At 58.9% G+C, this 22,840-nt stretch carries 13 protein-coding genes and 1 pseudogene; 2 read left to right on the plus strand and 12 right to left on the minus strand.

Annotation, left to right across the window (positions count from 1 at the left end):
- Nucleotides 1-6: 6 nt before the first annotated feature.
- The 6 genes and pseudogenes from glgC to norR all read right to left on the minus strand — a co-directional run bounded on the left by glgC (nt 7) and on the right by norR (nt 12,500).
- The gene (gene glgC, locus G8770_RS18135; RefSeq protein ID WP_167190228.1) at nt 7-1,290 is read right to left on the minus strand and encodes a glucose-1-phosphate adenylyltransferase; all 1,284 of its coding nucleotides are present in this window, start codon (nt 1,288-1,290) and stop codon (nt 7-9) included.
- A 65-nt stretch (nt 1,291-1,355) separates the two neighbouring features.
- A pseudogene (locus G8770_RS18140) lies at nt 1,356-3,800 on the minus strand (glycogen/starch/alpha-glucan phosphorylase).
- A gap of 23 nt (nt 3,801-3,823) precedes the next feature.
- On the minus strand, nt 3,824-5,938 hold the full coding sequence (glgX, locus tag G8770_RS18145) for a glycogen debranching protein GlgX (protein ID WP_208022358.1): 2,115 nt from the start codon (nt 5,936-5,938) through the stop codon (nt 3,824-3,826).
- A complete protein-coding gene (gene glgB, locus G8770_RS18150) occupies nt 5,935-8,184 on the minus strand; it encodes a 1,4-alpha-glucan branching protein GlgB (protein ID WP_425050742.1) in 2,250 nt (749 codons plus the stop codon). Before glgB ends, glgX begins: the two co-directional genes overlap by 4 nt.
- Nucleotides 8,181-10,391: a 4-alpha-glucanotransferase gene (gene malQ, locus G8770_RS18155; protein WP_167190231.1), complete on the minus strand. Its 2,211-nt coding sequence runs from the start codon at nt 10,389-10,391 to the stop codon at nt 8,181-8,183. Before malQ ends, glgB begins: the two co-directional genes overlap by 4 nt.
- A gap of 576 nt (nt 10,392-10,967) precedes the next feature.
- Nucleotides 10,968-12,500 carry a nitric oxide reductase transcriptional regulator NorR gene (norR, locus tag G8770_RS18160; protein WP_167190234.1) on the minus strand — a complete coding sequence of 511 codons (1,533 nt, stop codon included), beginning with the start codon at nt 12,498-12,500 and terminating at the stop codon, nt 10,968-10,970.
- 236 nt (nt 12,501-12,736) lie between these two features.
- Here norR and hmpA point away from each other — a divergent pair, with 236 nt between their 5' ends.
- Both hmpA and G8770_RS18170 read left to right on the plus strand, forming a co-directional pair.
- Entirely contained in the window at nt 12,737-13,999 is a 1,263-nt protein-coding gene (hmpA, locus tag G8770_RS18165; protein WP_167190238.1) for an NO-inducible flavohemoprotein, read from the plus strand.
- Nucleotides 14,000-14,156: 157 nt separating this feature from the next.
- Nucleotides 14,157-15,299: an NnrS family protein gene (locus G8770_RS18170; RefSeq protein ID WP_243760565.1), complete on the plus strand. Its 1,143-nt coding sequence runs from the start codon at nt 14,157-14,159 to the stop codon at nt 15,297-15,299.
- Nucleotides 15,300-15,479: 180 nt separating this feature from the next.
- On the opposite strand, the gene G8770_RS18175 is transcribed toward G8770_RS18170, so the two are convergent.
- The 6 genes from G8770_RS18175 to G8770_RS18200 form a co-directional block, all read right to left on the minus strand.
- Nucleotides 15,480-16,661, minus strand: a complete 1,182-nt coding sequence (locus G8770_RS18175) for an L-lactate dehydrogenase (protein WP_167190243.1) — start codon at nt 16,659-16,661, stop codon at nt 15,480-15,482.
- Between the two features lie 66 nt (nt 16,662-16,727).
- Entirely contained in the window at nt 16,728-18,278 is a 1,551-nt protein-coding gene (locus G8770_RS18180; protein WP_208022359.1) for an acetolactate synthase large subunit, read from the minus strand.
- Between the two features lie 230 nt (nt 18,279-18,508).
- A complete protein-coding gene (locus G8770_RS18185; protein ID WP_167190246.1) occupies nt 18,509-19,438 on the minus strand; it encodes a 2-hydroxyacid dehydrogenase in 930 nt (309 codons plus the stop codon).
- A gap of 190 nt (nt 19,439-19,628) precedes the next feature.
- The gene (locus tag G8770_RS18190; RefSeq protein WP_167190248.1) at nt 19,629-21,194 is read right to left on the minus strand and encodes an arylsulfatase; all 1,566 of its coding nucleotides are present in this window, start codon (nt 21,192-21,194) and stop codon (nt 19,629-19,631) included.
- 52 nt (nt 21,195-21,246) lie between these two features.
- Nucleotides 21,247-22,005 (minus strand): SDR family NAD(P)-dependent oxidoreductase, encoded by a 759-nt coding sequence (locus G8770_RS18195; RefSeq protein ID WP_167190251.1) that lies wholly within the window; start codon nt 22,003-22,005, stop codon nt 21,247-21,249.
- Nucleotides 22,006-22,031: 26 nt separating this feature from the next.
- Nucleotides 22,032-22,823, minus strand: a complete 792-nt coding sequence (locus G8770_RS18200; protein WP_167190254.1) for a 2-keto-4-pentenoate hydratase — start codon at nt 22,821-22,823, stop codon at nt 22,032-22,034.
- Nucleotides 22,824-22,840: the final 17 nt, after the last annotated feature.

Consider the following 22,840-nt stretch of genomic DNA (forward strand, 5'->3'; position numbering starts at 1 on the left):
GAACGATTAAACCACACTTTCCGGCTGGCCGAGCATACCGCGAGTGACCAGCACCACGCCGCTTTCGGTGACGCGAAAGCCATTGCTCCTGTCCTGATTGTGGTCGAGGCCGATCACCGTACCTTTGGGAATGATACAGTTGCGATCGATAATGCATTTGCGCAGCTTGCAGTTGCGACCAATCTCAACGTTGGGCAGGATCACGGATTCCTGCACGGTACAGAATGAGTTCACCCGCACACTGGAAAACAACACCGAGCGTCGCACCAGACTGCCCGAGACAATGCAGCCACCTGACACCAGCGAGTCCACCGCCATGCCGCGGCGATTGTCATCGTCGAACACGAACTTGGCCGGTGGCAGCTGTTCCTGGTATGTCCACAGCGGCCAATAGGGGTCGTACAGATCGAGTGGCGGCGTGGTGCCTGCCAGTTCCATGTTGGCCTGCCAGAAGGAATCGAGGGTACCCACGTCGCGCCAGTAGGTTGGCTTGCCCTCTTCCATGCTGCGAAAGCGGTGCGCCTGCACGTGGTTGGTCTTAATCAGTTTGGGGATCAGGTCGTGGCCAAAGTCGTGCGACGAGGATTTGTTGTCCGCATCGCGGGTCAGTACGTCGAACAGAAATTCGGTATTAAAAATGTAGTTGCCCATCGACGCCAGCGTCATGCCCGGCTTGTCGGGAATTTCAGCGGGCTGTTCGGGCTTCTCTTGAAAGTCGACAACGCGATCCGTGACATCGACCTGCATCACACCGAATGCGCCCGCCGCTTCTTCGACCGGAACTTCCATACAGCAAACGGTCATGTCGGCTCCACTCTCCACGTGGGCCACCAGCATTTCACCGTAATCCATTTTGTAGATGTGGTCGCCGGAAAGCACCAAAATATACTCGGGGCGCTCGGCGCGGATGATGTCCATGTTCTGCCAAATGGCGTCGGCGGTGCCCAGATACCACTGGTCGGAGTAGCGCTGCGACGCGGGCAGAATCTCCACCGACTCACCCAGCTCACGCTTGAAGTGGCCCCAGCCGCGCATTACATGGCGCACCAGCGAGTGGGCTTTATACTGGGTCAGTACGCCGATGTTGCGGATACCGGAGTTGATGCAGTTCGACAGCGGGAAATCGATGATTCGGTATTTGCCACCAAAATAAAGCGCCGGTTTGGCCCGCCACTGCGTCAGTTCATACAGCCGCGATCCGCGACCACCGGCCAGAATCAGCGCCACGGTACTTTTGGTTAACCGGCTGACGTAACGTGTACCTTTATCTTTATCTTTGTCCTGATCCATTTTTATGCCCTCGCTGGTGCCCTGCTGTCTGCTCTACGTTTTATTCTGCGCTTTTTCATCTGCCCTTATTTTTTATTTTTCATCCAGATCTGATCGCGGTATTCGGCGATGGTGCGATCACTGGAAAAGAAGCCGCTGCTGGCCGTGTTGAGCACGCTGATCCGCGACCAGCGCGACGTGTCCTGAAAGGTTTCGCTGACCCGCTGCTGGGCTTCCACATAACTGTGAAAATCGGCCGCCGTCATCCACGGATCCGTGGCACTGCGGATGGCATCGACAATGGGCTTGAAGAGTCCGGCCTCGAACAGATTGAAGTGCCCGGACTCCAGCAGGTGCATCACCTGCATCAGTCTTTCATCGTGGGCGATGACATAATTGGGGTCGTAGTTCACGCGCGCCAGTTCCACTTCGCTGGCGTCCATTCCGAACAGAAAGTAATTATCCGCCCCCACCGCATCGCGAATCTCGATGTTGGCACCGTCAAGGGTGCCAATGGTGACCGCGCCGCTCATCATGAACTTCATGTTGCCGGTGCCGGACGCTTCTTTACCGGCGGTGGAAATCTGTTCGGACAGATCGGTGCCCGGACAAATCACTTCCATCGCGGTGACCCGGTAGTCCGGGAAAAAAGCCACCCGCAACCAGTTACGCACCCGCGGATCGCGATTGACCACCGCGGCCACATTGTTGACCAGTTTGATGATCAACTTGGCCGTGTGGTATCCGGGTGCCGCCTTGCCGCCAATCAGCACGCAGCGCGGGTGCATGCCATGGGTTTCACCCTGCAGTATGCGGATGTAGAGGTGAATCACGTGCAACACATTGAGCAGCTGCCGCTTGTATTCGTGAATGCGTTTGACCTGTACATCAAAGATCATGTCGGGGTCGAAATCGACACAACATGACTTCGTCACCATCTTCGCCAACCGCTCTTTATTGACTCTTTTAACCAGCATGAATTTTTCAGTGAAGCTGCGGTCTTGAGCGAAGGGCTTGAGTTTTTCCAGCTGACTCAGGTCTTTCACCCAACCATCACCGATGGTTTCTACCAGCAGCGATTTCAGGCCGGGATTGCAGTGCGCCAGCTATCGGCGCGGAGTGACACCGTTGGTTTTGTTGTTGAATTTATGTGGCCACAACTCATAAAAATCGTGGAACAGATTTTTCTCCAGCAGCTCGGTGTGCAGTGCGGCCACGCCGTTAATGGAATAGCTGCCGACGATCGCCAGATGGGCCATGCGCACATGGCGGTGATTGCCTTCGGCAATGATCGACATGCGCCGCTGACGCTCGGTATCGCCGGGCCAACGCTCTGCCACCTGGGTCAGGAAGCGAGCGTTGATCTCGTAAATAATTTCCATCAAGCGCGGCAGCAGGCATCCCATCAGCTCCACCGACCAGGTTTCCAGGGCCTCGGGCAACAGGGTGTGGTTAGTGTAGGCCATGGTCTGGGTGGTGATCGACCAGGCTTCAGTCCAGTCCTTGTCGTACTCGTCCAGCAACAGCCGCATCAGCTCTGCCACGGCGATGGCCGGGTGGGTGTCGTTCAACTGAAAGCTGTTGGTCTCGGCAAAACCGGCGAAGTCACCATCAAAGTGCCTGGCCCAGAAACACAGGGTGTCCTGCAGGCTGGCAGACGCCAAAAAATATTGCTGCCGCAGGCGCAGCTCTTTACCCTGCACGCTGTAGTCGTTGGGGTAGAGCACCATACTGATCTGCTCGGCGAGGTTCTTGGCGGCGACCGCATCGGAGTAATCGCCGGCGTTAAATTCTTCCAAATTAAACTCGTCGGTGGCTTCCGACTTCCACAGCCGCAGGGTGTTCACCCGCGCGTTTTGATAGCCCGGTACCGGCATGTCGTAAGGCACGGCCAGCACATCCTGGGTGTCGACCCAGCGTGCCTTCAGCTGTCCACCGGCATCGTAGAAATGTTCACTGCGACCCATGAACTTGATGCGACGGGTGTGCTCCGGCGCTTCGATCTCCCAGGGGTTGCCCTTGCGCAGCCAGAGGTCGGGGCTTTCCACCTGATAGCCGTCCTCAATCTGCTGGTGAAACATGCCGTACTGGTAACGGATGCCATACCCCACCACCGGAATGTCCATGCTGGCGCAGCTGTCGAGGAAGCAGGCGGCCAGACGGCCGAGACCGCCGTTGCCCAAACCGGCGTCCATCTCTTCGCTTTCGATTTGCTCCAGGCCACAGGCGTACTCTTTCAGTGCCTCGCGCACCGGCTCTTCCAGATCCAGATTGAGGATGGCGTTGTGCAGGCTGCGCCCCACCAGAAATTCCAGCGACAGATAACCGATGCGGTGCGGACTTTCCAGACTCTGGCGGCGGGTTTCGCGCCAGCGTGCCAGCAGCTGGTCACGCACTGTGTGCACCAGAGCGCGATAGAGGTAGTGGTGAGAATCATCCCCTTCGTCTTTACCCAGCGTCAGGTCGAGATAGCGTCTCAGCTCTTTGCTGATGGGGGCGTGTGCACTGTGACTGGCAGATGTGTTGATCACGGCAGATCTCCTATTGGGCCCTGTTAGGCATTAGCCCCAACCGTTAATGCAGATGGCAACCACTCCGTCACCAGTACCTGCAACGAATGTTCAGTGACGTCCAGCTTGCTGCCCGCCATCAACTCCGGCTGGTCGGGATCCACCGGTTCCATGGCGGTGTTCAACAAGTGGCTCCACTTGCCCTTGCCGAACAGCGGCAGCGTAAAGGGACGCTCCAGATCACTGGCATTAAAAATCACCAGCAGCATGCGCTTGCCGGCGGTTTCATGCCACTCACTGAGCATGTACCCCAGTAATTGATTGTGGGACTCGTGCCAGTGCTCATCGCGCATCAGTTTGCCTTCGGCATTGAGCCACTGGATGCCCTCGGGGGTGTTGTGGTTGGGCTGATGGCGGTAGCGATTAGGCTGCAACACATGAAAGCGACGGCGCATGGCCAGCAGTTTTTGCACAAAAGGCACCAGTGACTGGGGCGAATCGCGCAACCGCCAGTCGAGCCAGTTGATCTCGTTATCCTGACAGTAGGCGTTGTTGTTACCCAGCTGGGTGCGACCCATCTCGTCCCCGGCAAGGAGCATCGGCACGCCCTGTGACAGCATCAGGGTGGCGAGAAAGTTGCGCTGCTGACGGCGACGCAAACTTTCAATGTGCGGATCATTGCTCAGCCCCTCGGCGCCGTGATTGCTGCTGTGATTTTCACAGTGGCCGTCGTTGTTGTTTTCCAGATTGGCTTCGTTATGGCGCCGGCTGTAGCTGACCAGATCGCGCAGCGTAAAGCCGTCGTGACTGGTGATGAAGTTGATGCTGGCGTAGGGACGACGACCGCGCTGTTCAAAAATATCGCTGGAGCCGTGCAGGCGCCGCGCCAGCTCCGGAGCAATGCCTTTATCACCGCGCCAGAAACGCCGCACGGTGTCGCGGTAGCGGTCGTTCCACTCGGCCCAGCCGGTGGGAAAATGCCCCAGCTGATAGCCCCCGGGCCCAAGGTCCCAAGGCTCGGCAATCATCTTGCGGGTCGACAGCAACGGATCCTGAGCGATCATTTGCAACAGCGGCGCGCGGTCACTGAAACCGTTTTCCTCGCGCCCCATGATGGTGGCCAGATCGAAGCGGAAGCCGTCGACGCCCATGTCCCCTGCCCAGTAACGCAGGCTGTCCATCACCAGCTGAGCGACACGCGGGTGGCGCAGATTGAGCGTATTGCCACAGCCGGTATCGTTCACATAACTGCGTTTGTCACGGGGCATGAGCTGGTAGTAGGAGGCATTGTCGATGCCCCTGAAGCTCAGCGTCGGTCCCAGTTGATTGCCTTCGCAAGTGTGGTTGTAGACCACATCCAGAACCACCTCCAGCCCGGCGTCGTGGAAGCGGTCCACCATCTCGCGGAATTCGTTGCTGCCGCGCTTGAACAGGTAGTTGCGGTGCGGCACAAAGAAAGAACAGGTATTGTAGCCCCAGTAATTTTTCAGCCCCCGCTGGTGCAGGAAGTATTCGTCCAGGTACGAATGAATGGGCATCAGCTCGACTGTGGTAATGCCCAGCGACTTGAGGTAGTCGATCACTTTGGGCTGGGCCATACCGGCAAAGGTGCCGCGCATTTCGGGCGGCACCTCGGGGTTGAGCAAGGTAAAACCGCGCACATGGGTTTCGTAAATGACGGTCTCCTGCCAGGGCACCAGATGCCAGTGGCCCGGTGTGCAGGACGGCGCGATTTCGGTCACCAGCGATTTTGCCACCCACGGGGCATTATCGCGGTCATCAAACGACAAGTCCGCGGCATGATCGTCGGGGCGGTAGCCAAAATGGGCCGAGTGCCATTGAAAGGCGCCGTGCATCTGGCGGGTGTAAGGGTCGAGCAGCAGCTTGTTGGGGTTAAAACGGTGCCCGGCCGCAGGATCGTAAGGGCCGTGCACCCGATACCCATACACCTGTCCCCGCCGGACGCCGGGCAGGTAACCGTGCCAGACATCCTGGGTTTTCTCCGGCAGCCAGTAACGGCCCGACTCCGCCTGTCCCTGTTCGTCGTAAAGACACAATTCAATGCCGGTGGCGTTGGCGGAAAAAATAGCAAAATTGGTGCCTTCACCATCAAAGGTCGCCCCCAGCGGCGTGGGGTAGCCGGGCTCGATCGGAATCACGATATGCTCCCGGTATCAGGCGACTGCCACTCCAGCACCAGTGTGGCCAGCGGCGGCAGCGTCAGCTGCAGCGACTGGGGCTGATCGTCCCAGGGCGTGTCACGGGTGACCACTGCGCCACCATTGCCCTGGCCACTGCCGCCGTATTCGCAGCCATCGGTATTGAGGCGCTCGATGTAGCGCCCCGGCCAGGGCACGCCAGCGCGATAGTCGCGATAGGTTTCGGGCGTAAAATTACTGATGATCACCACCGGCGGGGTGCTCTCGCCCCCCCAGCGAATCCACGCCAGAATCGACAGCTGGTGGTTATTGAGCTGCAGCCACTGGAACCCGGCGGGGTCGCTGTCGAGCCGGTACAGCGCGGACAGCGAGCGGTAAGTCCGGTTGAGATCGCGCACCAGCGACTGCACCCCGCGATGTTTCTGCTCACGCAGCAGGTGCCAGTCCAGACTCTTGTCGTGATTCCACTCGTGGTACTGGCCGAATTCTCCGCCCATGAACAGCAGTTTTTTGCCGGGGTGCGCCCACATAAAACCGAGGTAGGCGCGCAGGTTGGCAAACTTCTGCCAGTCATCGCCAGGCATCTTGTCGATCAGCGAGTGTTTGCCATGCACCACCTCGTCGTGACTGAGTGGCAGAATAAAGTGCTCGCTCCAGGCGTACATGATGCCGAAGGTCATCTCGTTCTGATGGTGCTGGCGATAAATGGGGTCGCGCTCCATATAGCGCAGGGTGTCGTTCATCCAGCCCATGTTCCACTTGAGGCCGAAGCCCAGTCCGCCCTGGTCGACGGGCTTGGAAACCCCCGGCCAGGCGGTGGACTCTTCGGCAATCATCAGGATGCCGGGGTGACTTTGATAGAGACGGGTGTTGACCGTGCGCAGAAACTCGATCGCTTCCAGATTCTCACGGCCGCCCTGCTCATTGGGCTCCCACTCGCCGTGTTCGCGGCTGTAATCGAGGTACAGCATCGAGGCCACGGCATCCACCCGCAGACCATCAATGTGGTACTCCTCAATCCAGAAATTGGCGTTGCTGAGCAGGTAACTGATCACCTCGCGGCGACCGTAATTGTAGATCAGGGTGTTCCAGTCGGGGTGAAAGCCCTTGCGCTTGTCCATGTGCTCGTACAGGCAGGTGCCATCAAAGCGACCCAGGCCGTGAATGTCGGTGGGAAAGTGCCCGGGCACCCAGTCGAGCAGTACCCCCAGCCCGCGCTTGTGGCACTGATTGATAAAGCCCTTGAATTCATCGGGTGTCCCAAAACGGATCGACGGCGCATAGAGACCGATGGGCTGATACCCCCAGGAGCCATCAAAGGGGAATTCGGACACGGGCATCAACTGGATATGGGTAAAATCCATGTCGAGCACATAGGGAATCAGCTGGTCGGCCAGCTCGGCGTAGCTGAGGTAGCGGTTGCCCTCTTCCGGCACCCGCCGCCAGGAGGCCAGGTTGACCTCATAGATACTCACCGGTTGCTGCAGTTGACCGCCGCGTTCACGGCACGCCAGCCACTCACTGTCACACCAGGGAAAACTCTCGGACTTGAGCACCCGCGAGGCGGTCTCCGGCGGGTGCTGCATGGAGCGTGCGTAGGGGTCGGCCTTGAGTGGCAGCAGATGGCCGTCGCCATCAAGAATCTCATACTTGTAAAGGGCGAAGTCTTGCACCCCGGGAATGAAAATATCCCACACGCCCGCGGCCGGGTGCTTGCGCATCATGTGCTGGCGGCCATCCCAGCCATTGAAATCCCCCACCACCGACACCCGCCTGGCGGCCGGCGCCCAGACCACAAAATGCACACCGTCAACGCCGTCGAGGCACTTGGCGTGTGAGCCCATCCAGCGGTAGGTCTTCTCTTGAGTCCCTTCGTTGAACAGATAAAGATCGGACTCCGCCAGGCAGGATGAAAAGCGGTAGGGATCCTCCAGCTCCACGCTCGCTTGCCAGCCAGTGGCTCGAAAGCGGTAGGCAAAACGGTTCCTGCGGCGCTTGAAGGACAACTCGTACAGGCCCGACTTGTGCACTTTTTGCAGGTCGCCCAACTTGCGGCCGCTCTTGCCATCCAGCAGCTCGACACTCTCTGCCCAGGGCAACAGGCAGCGCACCACCAGCCCCCCGTCGGGGTGATCGTGCATGCCTAGCACCCCAAAGACATCGTCATAATGGCCCGCCACCAAGGTGGCGATCGTTTCCGGGCCAAGGGTGGCGGGGGCGGGGTTCGTCGCCGGCTGTTTGGTCACGTCATGCTATCCTCGTGCTGTGTGTCCGCGGACCGCTGACGCTCCTGGTGTATTTGCGCCAGCAGCTGGATCACTTCCGGACGGGCAAAAATCTCATCGGTATTGGCAGCCTGCTTGCGCCGCCAGTTGGGGTACTCGCGACTGGTGGCCGGGATGTTGACCGGTAGTTTCATCATCTGCAGATCTTCCAACTGTAACAAGACAAACTTTGAGGCACTGCGCGCTGTCAGCCTGTGGATCTGACGGCACAGATTGAAATCAAAGGGTTTATCCAGGTCCTCGAGCTGCCAGTCAGACGGCAGCTCGCGGTTGTCCTGCAACCACTGCAGCAGGCAGCGCTTGTCGCGACGACGCTGCTCGCGCACCGGCTGGGCAGCCGCCTCGTCGACAATCACCCCCACGTCGAGACGGCGACCAATGTCGTCTTCACTCCACCAATCCGACAGGGTGGGCACATCGTGATTGGTAATGGAGAGCAAGGCATTGGGGCGCAGCTCGTGGGGGGCCCGGAAACGGCCATCCCAGTGCTGGGTGAAGTAGAAAATATCGTTGCCGTACACCCCGGTCTCACCCATGGCCTGGCGGAACTCATCGGGCACCACCCCCAGGTCCTCACCAATCACCAGACAGCGGTTGCGCTGACTCTCCAGCGCCAGTATTGGCAGTATGTCCTCAATACGATAGTAAACGTAAAGCCCGTGCGCCTTTTCCTCTGGGTCAGTGCGGGGCAAACACCACCACAGCCGCATCAGCGACATGGCATGATCCATGCGCAGAGCGCCGACATGCTCCATGTTTTCGCGCAACAGGTTGATCAAATGCCGGTAGTGGCTTTCGCGCAGCGCCACCGGGTTAAGCACCGGCAACCCCCAGTTCTGGCCATCGTCACTGAACGGGTCGGGTGGCGCCCCGACAAAGACTTCAGGCACATAGAGATGGCTGTTCTGGCTCACCTCACAACCGCCGGGAATGGCCCCCACGGCCAGGTCGCCCATGATGCCGACTCGCATCCCTACCTGGCCGGCGCGCTGCTGGCAATCCTCCAGCTGCTGCTGGGCAACCCACTGCAGGAAACAGTAAAAACCGGTCTCACTGCGATAGCTGCGGGCGTGGATGTTATGGTGGCATTCGTATTCGGCCAACTGCTGCAAAGGCTCGCCTTCATGCGCCACGTAATCGCTGAAGGCGCGACTGCGATCGCAGACACCGGCCTGCTGGTTGGCCAGAAACTGCCGATAAAGCAGTTCGTAGAGCCGATATTTCAGCGGTTGGACCGCCTCGTAATCGACCCATTCCGCGGCCCTGAGACTCTGCAGTTGTTGGCCAAAGTCGGGGCTGGCCAGGAGCTCGGCAATGGCGCCCGACTGAGAAAATTCGGGCAGCAGATCGGGGGCAATATAAATCGGATTGAGGAAACGCCGGTCAGATGGCGAATAGGGACTGGCGCAGTCCTGACTGTCAGTGCGTGGCGCATGCAGCGGGTTGAGCCCGATGAGGTCTGCCCCCTGGGCCGCCGCCGCTTCAATCAGCTCTTTCAGGTCAGCAAAATCACCCACCCCCCAGCTGCGCTGTGAACGCAGCGTGTAGAGCTGACAACTGACGCCCCAGAATTTGTCGGACCGCCGCGCCGGCGTGCTCACTTTTGAGGCACTGGCAGTCTCGGACAGCAGGGTTTCTGCTTCAAAACAGCGCTCGGGTGCGACCACCAGACAGCCACTCTCCTGGCGCTCACCGTCACTGAGCTGCAGCGTGTAATAGCCCATAGGCAGGTCGCCCGGCTCATGAGCGCGCGCCGAGTAGCGCACGCCTTCCAGATAGTATTCGCCGGCCTCCGGGCACTGACCCGGTATCACCGTGCCGCTGATGACCTCCCCATGTTCAGAGGTGATGCGGTAAGTCAGGACTTGCGCCAACTCATCCGGGTGACAGCGAAACTCCAGCGCCGGTGACTGTAAGCGGGCAATATGCACGGGTTTCAGCCACCGCAGCCAGGTACCGGGATCAAGCCGGAACACCTCGGCCTCGACCGCCTCGGGTGAGTCGATGTCAAAGCCCATCAACTGCAATACCTGCAGCCGGTCTTCCCAGGGAACCGTGATATGGTGGCCGCCATAGTCCAGATAATCCGCAGCTATGCCACTGAGGTACATCAACCTTTCCAGATGATTCACTGCACCACCCTGCCAGTAATGTTGTTGAATCTGCAAACAAAGTTCGGGCCAACTTGACGCGTTAAGTCACAATACCTGTCGAACAACCGCCTTTACCCCTTGATCCATCGCCGGGCCAGATGACAAACCCCAAACCTTCAGCAATGCAAACCCCAACCTTAAGCATTGCAAAACCTAGTCTTAAGCATTGCAAACCTAGAAACCTAGCCTTAAGCATGGGTCAGCCTGTCGCAGCCTGCAATTTTGAATGTGGGCCGAACCGGTAAGCCCCCTCACCCGGACGGCGAGTGGCAAGCAGCGGCGCAGGCAGGAGCTGCCGAAATGGTCTGTTTATAGCAGGCCGAGGGTGCAGAAAATATTGCAACCGCGGGTGGCGTTGCGATTTTTCAGGGGTGATTGATCAACATCAAGTTTTGCCTGCGGGCGAGGCGCCCAGCTACCGGCGACAGGAGTCCATGGCCGGTGTGACCGCAAGAGCTGCCAAGCCCGTGACGGGAAGAGCTATAGAGCCATGACAGGAAGAGCTGCAAAGCCCGGGACGGGAGAGCCGTGACGGGAAAAGGTATAGGGTCCGTGGCGACAGAGGGATAGCCGCGCACAACCCCCCAACGATCAACGCCCTGCGTCGATCCCCAATCGCTTGATCAGACGCAGTAAATTGCTGCGGTCCACTTCCAGCTCCCTGGCGGCGGCAGCAACATTAAAGCGGTGTTTTTTCAATACGGCCGCGATCAGTTGTGCCTGAAAAGATCGGGTCAGTGCATTGAGGGATCCGGCCGGCGCGTCATCAGCCACGGCGAGCGGGGCTGCTCTCGACGGAACCGAGTCCAGCAAGTCCAGATGCCGGGTACCGATGCGCACCCAGCCGCTGCGCGACCGCTCCTGACCGGCCTTCAGTGCCGCGCGGCTAAGCAGATGCTCCAGCTCGCGCACATTGCCCGGCCAACGGTAATGGAGCAATGCCTGCCTCGCGCCGTCATCGAGCAACAGCTTTTGAATATTCAAACGATGCTGATCACGCTCCAGAAAAAACTCAGCCAGCTGCAAGATGTCTTGCCCGCGGTCGCGCAGAGGCGGCACCGTTACCGGGAACACACTCAAACGGTGATAGAGATCGGAACGAAAGCGCCCTGCGCCCACCTCTTCGGCCAGGTCGCGGTTGGTGGCGGCAATGATTCTGACATTGACCTTGATCGCATGATCGCTGCCCATGCGCTGCACTTCCCCCTCCTGCAGCGCGCGCAGTAATTTCGCCTGCAGGGCCAGCGGCAGCTCACCCACTTCATCCAAAAACAGGGTGCCGCCGTCGGCCAGTTCGAAGCGCCCGGCTCGGGCCTCAATGGCCCCGGTGAAGGCGCCGCGGGTGTGACCAAACAGCTCGGCCTCCGCCAGGGATTCTGGCAACGCCGCACAGTTAATCTGTATCAACGGCTGATCAAAGCGATCCGACTTGAGGTGCAACCGGCGGGCAATCAGCTCTTTACCCACGCCAGTCTCGCCTTCAATCAACACCGTCAGAGGAGTGGCCGCCACCACGTCCACCTCCTCCAGCAACCGCTGCATTATCGCACCGCTGCCAATCATTTCGGCCGTGGCCAACTCACGATTGAGCTCGGCCGTGACCTGATGGCCGTGCCGCAACTGTTGCTGCAATTGCACGATACGCTCAGCGGCGGTAATCACTGCGCTCGTCAGGGAGATCGCCAACTCCTGCTGGCGGGGAACCACGTCGTCAAACTGGCCGGGCCGCACCGCATCCAGCGTGATCACACCCCAGGGCTGCTCTTCAATGTAGATGGACACCCCCATGCAGTCATGGACGTGCAAGCCGCCATCGGGTACGTACATGAGTCCGTCGTAGGGATCTGGCAGCTCTGAATCGGCATCAAAGCGCACCAGCTGACGGCTGTTAACGATGGCGTTCAGGCGCGGGTGCTGGCTGAGCCGAAAGCGGCGCCCGCGCGTCTCTTCACGCAGCCCGATGAATACCACCGGCCGCAACTGATCGCCATCCAGGCGCAATAAAGCAATCGCGTCGCAGGGAATGGAGCGGCGAATCGCATCCAGCAAACGTCGGTAGCGCACCTCGGCCGGCAGGTCGCGACTCAGGTCTTCAATAACGGGGATGTAGTGTTCCAGTGTCATGCAGTCAAATCTACCACATTGCCGTCAATATGACAGCCTCGGGAACGTGTCATATTGACCACAAAAAATAAATTATTCTTTGTTTTCAATAAGTTAACAGTTGGCACGTATCTTGGTATATCTCCCACGGTAAGACCCCCTGTGGCTCAACCATACTTTTCCCGCTGAAAGCCCTGGTGCACGGCCGGAGAACACGACCATGGTCTACCCTCAAACCGATAACAAAGGAATTCATCATGCTCAGCCCCGAACAAACTGCCATCATCAAAGCCACCGCGCCCGTTGTCGGCGCCCATGCGCGCGACATCACGGAACATTTCTACCCGTTGATGTTCGAGCGCTACCCGGAGGTCAAAGCCTTTTTCAACCAGGCCCATCAGCAGCAGGGCACCCAGCGCCAGGCGCTGGCCAACGCCCTGGTCGCCTACGCCACCCACATCGACCAACTTGAGAAACTGGGCGATGCCGTCGGCCTGATTGCCCACAAACACTGTTCGCTGGACATTCAGCCCGAGCACTACCCGATTGTTGGCGAGTGCCTGATGGCGGCCATTGGTGCGGTGCTGGGGGATGCCGTCACGGCGGAAATCGCCGATGCCTGGGGGGCGGCCTACCAACAACTGGCGGACATTCTCATCGGTGTCGAAGAGCAACTGTATCAGGGCAACACGCAACGGCGCGGCGGCTGGCGTGGCGAGCGACAGTTCCGCATCACCGACCGGGTTCAGGAAAGCGACGTGATTACGTCTTTTTATTTGCTCCCCTGTGAAGGCGAGACGGTGATTGATTTTATCCCCGGTCAGTATGTCGGTGTGATACTCACCATTGACGGGCAATGTGTGCGTCGCAACTACAGTCTCTCCGATGCACCGGGCAAAGCCGGACTGCGGATCAGCATCAAGCGCGAACCCGGCGGCCAGGTGTCCGATTTTCTGCACTCTCAGGCGCAGGTGGGCGACACCCTGACACTGACGGCACCCTGCGGCGATTTTGTGCTCGACACCTCACCCGGCGCCCCGCAACGACCCCTATTTTTGGTGACTGGTGGCGTCGGCATCACTCCGGCGATGAGCATGCTCAACAGCTGCGTCGCCAGTGGACGCCCCATCACCTTCATTCACGCCGCCATCGACAGCCGTCACCAGGCGTTTGCCGAGCATGTGCACACGCTGGCCCAGCAGCACGACAACTTGCGCACCTTCACCATCCATGAAAAACCTTTGGCGGATGACACACCGGATGCCACCGGCTTCATTAATGCAGCCATACTTAAGGACTTGTTACCGGCCGATCGCAATGTGGACTTTTATTTTCTGGGACCCAAGCCGTTCATGAACGCGGTGAATGAACTGGCCAACGAGTTGCAGATTGCGCCCAGCCAGCTGCACTATGAATTTTTCGGTCCGGCGGAAATACTGACGCCCGCCAGTGCTAGCTCTGCCAGTACTAGCTCAGTCACTACCACCTCTGCCAGCGGGACCGAAGACGCACCGGCCTAATCAGCCCGCAACACGCGGCTGGCCTTTCCACCGAGGGCCAGCCCAACAGGTAACGCCAATGAACAACCGACTCGCGCAAGTTTCAGCGCCCAATAGCCCGTCACCCGACGTCTCAGTAAAGGCTGCGTCAACTGACCGATCGTGGCCGTTTTTCCGCTTGGCGTTTCGCCCGTTTTTTTGGCTCGGTGCGCTCTTTAGCAGCATCAGCCTCACCCTGTGGTCAGCCCACTACAGCCTCGGCATGCCTCTGACACCCTACGGCGGCAGTTACTTTTGGCACCTCCACGAAATGCTGTTTGGGTTTGTCACGGCCATCATCGTGGGCTTTTTGTTGACGGCGGTGCAGACCTGGACCAAGGTCCCCGGCCTCAAAGGCAAACCCTTAATAGCACTGGTGGCACTCTGGCTGCTGGCCCGGCTGTTCATGCTGTTGCCGCACTGGCTGCCCGCTCAGCTCATCAGCACCACCGACTTGCTGTTTTTACCTCTGGCGGCCATGTTTCTCGCGCGCCCCATTATCAAGGCACGCCTGTGGCGCAACCTGCTGTTCGTGCCGATCCTGCTGTGCATGGCGGCTCTCAACGGTATGATGCACGCCAGCTTGACGCAGCCGACATCACTGAGCTTCACCGCAGTGGCCCACACCATGATCCTGTTGGTGGCCCTGGTGATGTGTATCATGGGCGGCCGGGTATTCCCCATGTTTACCGCCAATGGCACCCACACCGCGCGGGTAGCGCCCTGGCCGTGGCTGGAAAAGCTGGCCATCCTGACCACCGCCCTGTGCGTTCTGTTAAGTCTGCAGGTTGTTGACGTTCCCGCCACCCTCAAGGGCAGTGTCTTTCTGCTGGCCGGTATCGCCAACGCGGCTCGCGCGCTGCGCTGGCGCATCTGGGTCACCCTGCAGGTGCCGCTGGTCTGGTCACTGCACCTCAGTTATTGGGCCGTGTCGCTGGGACTCGCGCTGTTGGGGCTGGTCGAGTTGGGTATCTTCAGTCACACCTCGGCGGCTTACCATGCCATCACCGTCGGCGGCATGGGCGTGATGATATTATCGATGATGTCGCGGGTGTCGCTGGGCCACACCGGCCGTCTGATTGCGGCCAACGCGTGGGTCACCCTGTCGCTGCTCATCATCGTCCTGGCATTTTTGATGCGCGTGCTGGCCCCTTTGGTATTCGACGCTATCGCCATCAGTATTCTGGCGTCCGGCGGGCTCTGGGCAGCGGCTTATGGCATGTTTGTCATCGCCTATGCACCGGTGTTGTTTTCCCCCCGACCTGACGGTGCGCCCGGCTAACCGGCGGCGGAGTGCCGCTGGCTTTTTTCTGCGTTGCGCCAGCTTTTTTCAAGACAGAGGGAAGGGAAGCGGGGAGAAGCGGAAGAGAAGTAAAGAGAAGAAGAAAAGAACAAACGGGCCGCCGTGAAGTGAACCAGCGACCCGGAGGGCGTTGCCCGTCAATGAGCGATCGAGCGCGGCTCAATCACCGATGGCCCGAAATACTTCGCCATCCAGCACATCGGCGTTGATCTGATCCAGGCTGACCACACCGGCGAGCTTCATGGCCGTTTCCAGCTCCCACTGAAAGACCTGCAACAAATCGTAGACACCCTGCTCGCCGGCACCGGCGGCAGCCCAAATCCAGGGGCGACCGATCATGACACCTTTGGCCCCCAGGGCCAGCGCCTTAAACACATCCACACCATCACGGATGCCGCCATCGACGTACACTTCGGCTTGTGAACCTACCGCACGAGCCACGTCGGGCAGCTTGCGGATCGATGAGGCCACCCCATCCAGTTGACGACCGCCGTGGTTGGACACCACCAGGGCATCAGCGCCAACGTCCACCGCGGCGCGGGCATCGTCAACTTCCATTACCCCCTTGATGATCAGTTTGCCCGGCCAGATCTTGCGCAGCCATTCGATGTCTTTCCAGGTCACCGAGGGATCGAACTGATCGTCAATCCAGTCTTTGGTGTCGCTCAGGCTGTTGGGATTGGGCACCAGCTCGCGCAGATTGCCAATGCCGTGGGGCTGGCCCTTGAGGCCGACGTTGTACACCCATTGCGGACGCGTCAGCAGTTGCCAGGCCTTGCCAACCGCCACTTTAGGCGTCACCTTGCCCACCATGCCGTTGCGATAGTCCCGGTGACGCGCACCCGGAACGGCCAGGTCCACGGTAAACACCAGGGTGTTACAACCGTTATCCAGCGCCTTTTTCAACAAGGTTTCCACCGCCGAGCGATCGCGCAGCATATACAACTGGAACCAGATGGGCTTGTCCACCTGGGCGTTAATTTCCTCCAGGGTACAGACCCCCATGGTCGACAGCGTGTAGGGTACCCGGGCCTTTTCCGCCGCGCGCGCGGCTTGCACTTCACCGCGCCGTGCCATCATACCGGCCATGCCCACCGGCGCCAGCATGATGGGCATGGACATATCCTGCCCCAACAGTGTGGTTTGCGTCGACACGCTCTCGACATTGACCATGACCCGCTGCTTCAGACCGATACGGGCGAAGTCATTGCAGTTGGCGGCCATGGTCTGTTCCTGATTACAGCCGCCATCAATGTAGTCGAACAAAAAACGGGGCAGTCGCCGCTCCGCCAAACGCCGATAATCCAGAGTCGTCACCGGCGCCAAGTTGTAAGTAGGCATGAGAATATCCTTTAATAATTATCAACGAGGCGGTCCCGGGACAGCCCCCAAGCATGCCACGTCCGATCAAATAATCGCTTCGATCAGGCGTGGACCCTTGTGATTGATGGCGTCGCGCAGCTGGTCGTGGAATTCCTGCACCGTGGTCGCACGGGTGGAGGGCACGCCCATGCCTTCGGCCAGTGACACCCAGTCGATCACGGGGTTGGTCAGATCCAGCATCGACAAGGCTTTAGGGCCGGCGTTTTCCACCCCCACACGCTGCAGTTCGATGTTCAAAATGGCGTAGCTGCCGTTGTTGATGATGACGGTGGTGATGTCGAGGTCTTCGCGCACCATGGTCCACAGTGCCTGGACGGTGTACATGGCACTGCCGTCGGCCTGTAATGCCAGCACCTTGCGATCCGGACAGGCCACGGCGGCACCCACCGCCAGCGGCAGGCCCTGGCCAATGGCGCCACCGGTCAGCATCATCCAGTCGTGGGGGGCGGCACCCGCCGTGCACGGAAACAGCGTCAGGCCACAGGTGGCCGCTTCATCAGACACCACCGCCTGCTCCGGCATCAGGTTCGCCACCACCGCGCCGATGCCCATCGGGTCCAGTTTACCGTCCTCGGGGATCGGCGGTACCGCTGCAGGCTGAATGCGCGCTGGCTCCGCCGGCACGTCCAGAGCGGCCGCCAGGGCTTCCAGTGCGGTCAGCACATCCATGCCCGGCGCCGCCAGATTGGTGGTTTCGCAATCGTCAGGGCTCAGCCAACTGGGCTTGCCCGGGTAGGCGAAAAACGACACCGGTGACTTGCTGCCCACCAAGATGATGCGCTTGAAATCCTTGAGGAAATCGGCCGCCATCTCACCAAAGTAAGGCAGACGTTCCACCATCACTCGACCGGCACCGCGCTGCATACGGGCGGGGAAGGTTTCGCACACCAAACGCACGCCCGTGGCTTCGGCAATGCGGCCGGCAACGGTCAAAGCGGGCTCCAGCAGGGCCTTGCCCCCCAGGAAGATGGCGGTTTCCTCACCCGAACGCAGAGCGTCGGCGGCCTGCTGTATCACCTCATCCGAAGCCTGTTCCAGGGTCGGTTGCGGCAGCACAGCGGCAGGTCCCTGGGACTCTTCCCAGGCGTGGTCGGCCGGGGCAATGAGGGTGGCAATTTGGCCAGCCTTTTCCATCGCGGCCACCACCGCTTCGGCGCCCGCAGCGGCCAGATCATCGGCGGAGTCACTCACTCGAACCCAGCTGGAAACCAGGTTGGAATAGCCATTCACGTCCGAGGTCAACGGTGCGTCGAAGGGCAGGTGGTAGGTGGCGTGATCACCGACAATATTGACAATTGGGGTACCAGCACGGTTGGCGTTGTGCAGGTTGGCCATACCATTAGCCAGCCCTGGTCCGAGGTGCAGCAGGGTCGCCGCGGGCTTTTCCGCCATGCGACCGTAACCATCGGCGGCACCGGTAGCGACCCCTTCGAACAACGCCAATACAGGCTGCATACCTTCGCAGTTATCGATCGCGGCCACAAATTGCATTTCTGAGGTCCCCGGGTTGGAAAAACACACTTCCACGCCGGCATCAATCAAGGTTTTTAATAAGGATTCTGCACCGTTCATCATCGCTCTCCATCCGTCTGCTTAGTCTTATCGGTTTAAATTTTTATTCGATCAACACACGTATTTGATCAACACACTTTGAACCACTGAATTTTGTATCTGTGGCACTTTTTTATCTGTAGAACTATTTTGTATCTGTGGCAATCGTTTACATCTGTGGAACTACCACCCATGCCCGTTCAGTACAGCAACTGCCCGGTGGCTGTACTGAGGGTTCGATGCCACGGCCTGGGTTAAGACCCCACTCGGTCAATGACGTTGCCCGAGGCCAAAAACTCGCGAATGTTGGCCAGCCCCCGCAGGGCGATATCCTGGCGACACTCCCCGGTGGCACTGCCAATGTGCGGCAACAGCGTGACGTTATCAAAGCCTAACAGTGCCGGAGTGACCTGCGGCTCAAACTCAAACACGTCCAGCCCCGCCCCGCCCAAATGACCGCTTTCCAGCGACGCCACCAGAGCCGCTTCATCCACCAGGGGGCCACGACCGGTATTCACCAATACGGCGCCCGGTTTCATTTGCGCCAGGGTGGCAGCGTTCATCAGGTGACGACTGGCGTCGCTCAGGGGACAGTGCAATGACACCACATCGGCCTGCTGCAGCAGGTCGCTCAAGCTCTCACAATAGCGGGCGCCCAGGGCCTGCTCAGCTTCGGGTTTGGCGGACGGCCCATGGTAGAGAATGTCCATGTCAAAGCCGCGGGCGCGGCGGGCAACCGCCTGGCCAATGGCTCCGAAACCCACAATCCCCAGGGTCTTGCCGTGCACGCGGTTGCCCAAATGCGCCTTGGAACCGGCCCAATCGCCCTCGCGCAACAGACGCTCACTGACCGTCAGCCGGCGACAGGTCGCCAGCAGCAAAGCCATGGCCAGATCGGCGGTATCTTCCGTCACCACCGGTGTGTTGCTGACCAGAATTGAGCGCGCCTGGGCTGCGGCCAGATCGATGTTGTCCGTGCCCACACCGAGGTTGGCAATCAGCCCCAAACTGTCGGGAAAAGACTCAATCATGGCGGCTGATACCGGCTCCAGTGCGCTGGTGAGATACACCACCGCGTCGTTCATATTGTCGTTACCGGCACGACGAACATCGCCAAACTGGGCAAGCAGCCCCAGCAGAGCCTCGGGCAAGTGCTGGCTGGCAATAATTACGGGCTGAGTCATAGGGCATACCTCATCAACTTATCTATTTTAGTGGGTAAGAGTAGCGTATTGCTGCACCGCTGACTGTCGGATTGAAGACAGTCCCAAGTCCACAATTCGCGGCGAAAGTCCGTGCAGCCCGCGTCAATAACGGGGGCCAAACACAACAGCGGCGGCCATGATGACCGCCCCTGCCCAACGGGCAAGCCCGCTACTTTTGCATGGTCTGGTACATGGCGGCGGTAATGTCATCGACATTAAATTTCGCCGGTTTTTGGCGCGGCGGAAATTCTTTAAAGGTGCTGATGAACTCACCGACGACCGGGAAAGCCGGCATGGCCAGATACTGGTTTTGGGTTTGCCAGTGATTGAACTGGTTTGAGTTGTGATGGGCCCGCTCGTAAGGATCCATACGCAGGTCGAAAATCAGCGGGATGCGCAATTTCACGAACGGCTCACGCCACACCTGCATTTGCGTCGCGCGCTGTTCGGCAAACACCAGCTTCCAGCGACCGTCGTAGCGCAGGCCGGTGAGCAGACCGTCATCACTGAAGTAGAAGAAGTTTTTGCGAGGTCCCTCTTGGGTTTTGCCGGTGATGTAGGGCAGCATGTTGTAACCGTCCAGGTGCACCTTGTAAGTGCGGTCACCGATGCGCTTGCCGCGCTTGAGCTCTGCCTTGATCTTATCGTTACCCGCCGCGGCCATCAGTGTCGGCACCCAGTCCAAATGCGCAACCACGTCGTTGGACACCGAACCGGCGGCAATTTTGTGGGGCCAACGGATAAACGACACCACGCGATAGGCCGCTTCCCAGTTGGTGTTTTTCTCACCGCGGAAAGGCGAAATACCGGCATCGGGCCACTCATTTAGCTGCGGACCGTTGTCGGTGGTGTAAATCACAATGGTGTTGTCAGTAACACCCAACTGATCCAGCTTATTCAGCAGCACACCGACGTGGTCGTCGTGCTGCAACATGCCATCGGCGTAAAAGTTGAGGCCAGAGCGACCGCTGTACTCGTCCGGCACATGGGTGTTGTAGTGCATACGACTGGAATTGAACCAGACAAAGAAGGGCTTATCGGCGGCCACCGCTTTGTCGATGAAGTTAAGGCTGGCATCCAGAAACTCTTCGTCCACGGTTTCCATGCGCTTTTTGGTCAGCGGACCACTGTCTTCCACACGGCCATCGGCGTAGGAGTGAATCACCCCCCGCGGGGAAAACATTTTGACCAGCTTGGGATCTTTAAAGTAGTGAGGCTTTTCCGGCTCTTCTTCGGCATTCAGGTGGTACAGATTGCCAAAGAACTCGTCAAAGCCGTGGTTGGTGGGCAGATATTCGTCGCGATCGCCCAGATGATTCTTGCCGAACTGGCCGGTGGCATAACCGTAAGGTTTGAGCAGTTCCGCCAGCGTCGGGTCTTCTTTTTGGATGCCCAATGGCGAACCGGGAATACCGACCTTGGTCAGCCCGGTGCGCACCGGACTCTGGCCGGTGATGAACGCCGAGCGCCCGGCGGTACAACTCTGTTCGCCGTAATAATCCGTGAAGTACATCCCCTCTTTGGCGATACGATCGATGTTGGGCGTGCGATACCCCATCATACCAAAACTCAGGTAGCTGATGTTGGTGTGACCAATATCATCCCCCATGATGACCAAAATATTGGGCTTTTCCGACGCAGCGGCGGTCACAGAGGCCGACAACAACAGACACATCGCCCCCAGCAAAGCTGCGGGTGATTGACGCAAAGACCTGACGAACAGAGTGTGGAGCATGGGTGTTTTTCCTTAAGCCATGACAAGTGTGTGGGTGGGCGCTGAACCGTCGTCAGTCCATCGCCATCATTTGGGCAATAAGTGAGTCTCGTTCCTCCTGTGGCAACGCCAGTACCTGGGCGACCTGTTCGGCCTGAGCGGCGGGGAACGCAATCTCGGCACTGCCCTGCTGCAGTCCGGCGATGATGGTCGCGGCCGCTTCAGTCTGAGAAAGGTAGCCATCGACCTGCCAGGCGTTACCTTCAGCCATGCGGCCTTCGAGAAAGCCCGGGTAAATTCCGGTTACCGCAATACCGCTGCCCTGCAATTCAATCCGGATGCCGTCCACCATCATACGCACCGCCGCCTTGGAGCCGTTATAGACATGCTCATAGGGAAAGCCCGCGTAACCGGCCAGGCTCGACACCGCGGCGATGTGGCCTTGGCCACGACGGAGGAAATAAGGCACCAGATGAGCCAGGAACACATAATTGGAGATCACATTGATATCAAAATGTTGCTTGGCCAAACGCCAGTCAAAGTCGGTCAGCTTTTGCGGCTTATCAATGCCGGCATTCAGCAACACCAGATCAATGTCACTGTGCTCGGCCAGAATGGTCGGCAGCAGCGCATCCGTCGCCTCACAATCCGATTGATCGACAAAATAGGGATGAAACTCTGCCGTTGCAGGCAGTGATTGCGATAATGTTTCAATCGGTTGTCGCGAGCGGTTAACGGCCACGATGGCCGTCCCCTGTTGGGCGAATTGTCGACAGAGTTCTGTTCCAAGGTCACCACCGGCACCGGTGATCAAGACTTTGCGATAGTTCAAAATAAAATCCTCAGTTACCCGGTTGGTTAAGCGAAGTCGATCGCAACGTCACCCAGTCCATTGTCAAAGCGCGCCACCACCCGGTCACCCGGAGACACCGGCAAAGCACGGACAAACGAGCCCGACAAAATGACATCACCGGGTTTGAAGCCGACACCGAACTCGGACAGTTTGTTCACCAGCCACACCACCGCATTCACCGGGTTACCCAGAACCGCCGACGACATACCCTCTTCTTTCACCTCATCATTGATGATCAGCTGACCACCGATTTGACGCACATCCACATCGTCCAGGCGCACCGGGTTGCCGCCCAGCACCACCGCGCCAACAGCCGCCAGATCGGCGATGGTATCGCGCACGTCCATGCCCGGGGCCATGGCCACGCGAAGGTCAACCAGTTCAATGGAAGGCAGGATAAAATCCGTCGCACGAATCACATCCGCAGCATTCACTTTCGGTCCGCGCAGTTCGTCTTTCATGACAAACGCCACTTCCACTTCGACGTGTGGCGCAATCCAGTCGGCGTACTGCAGAGTGCTGGCTTCCAACTCGAACATGCGGTCGGTCATGGTGGCGAAATCGGGCTCGTGGGTGCCGACCATTTCCTGCATCACTTTGGACGTGAGGCCGATTTTGTAGCCTTTCACCGCGTCACCCTGCTGCTTGAAAGAATCGATGATGAATTCCTGAATGCGGTAGGAGTCCTCCACCTCGATTTCGGGGTAGTCTTTGGTGAGCAGGCCGATTTGTTTTTTCTCCTGCAAACACTCAATCAGTTTAGCGGCGATTTCTTTGCGAGTAGCATCTGACAACATTGGATTTCCCTCATTAA

Origin of the sequence: Pseudomaricurvus hydrocarbonicus (assembly GCF_011602365.1) — a bacterium.
Classification (GTDB): Bacteria; Pseudomonadota; Gammaproteobacteria; order Pseudomonadales; family Cellvibrionaceae; genus Pseudomaricurvus; species Pseudomaricurvus hydrocarbonicus.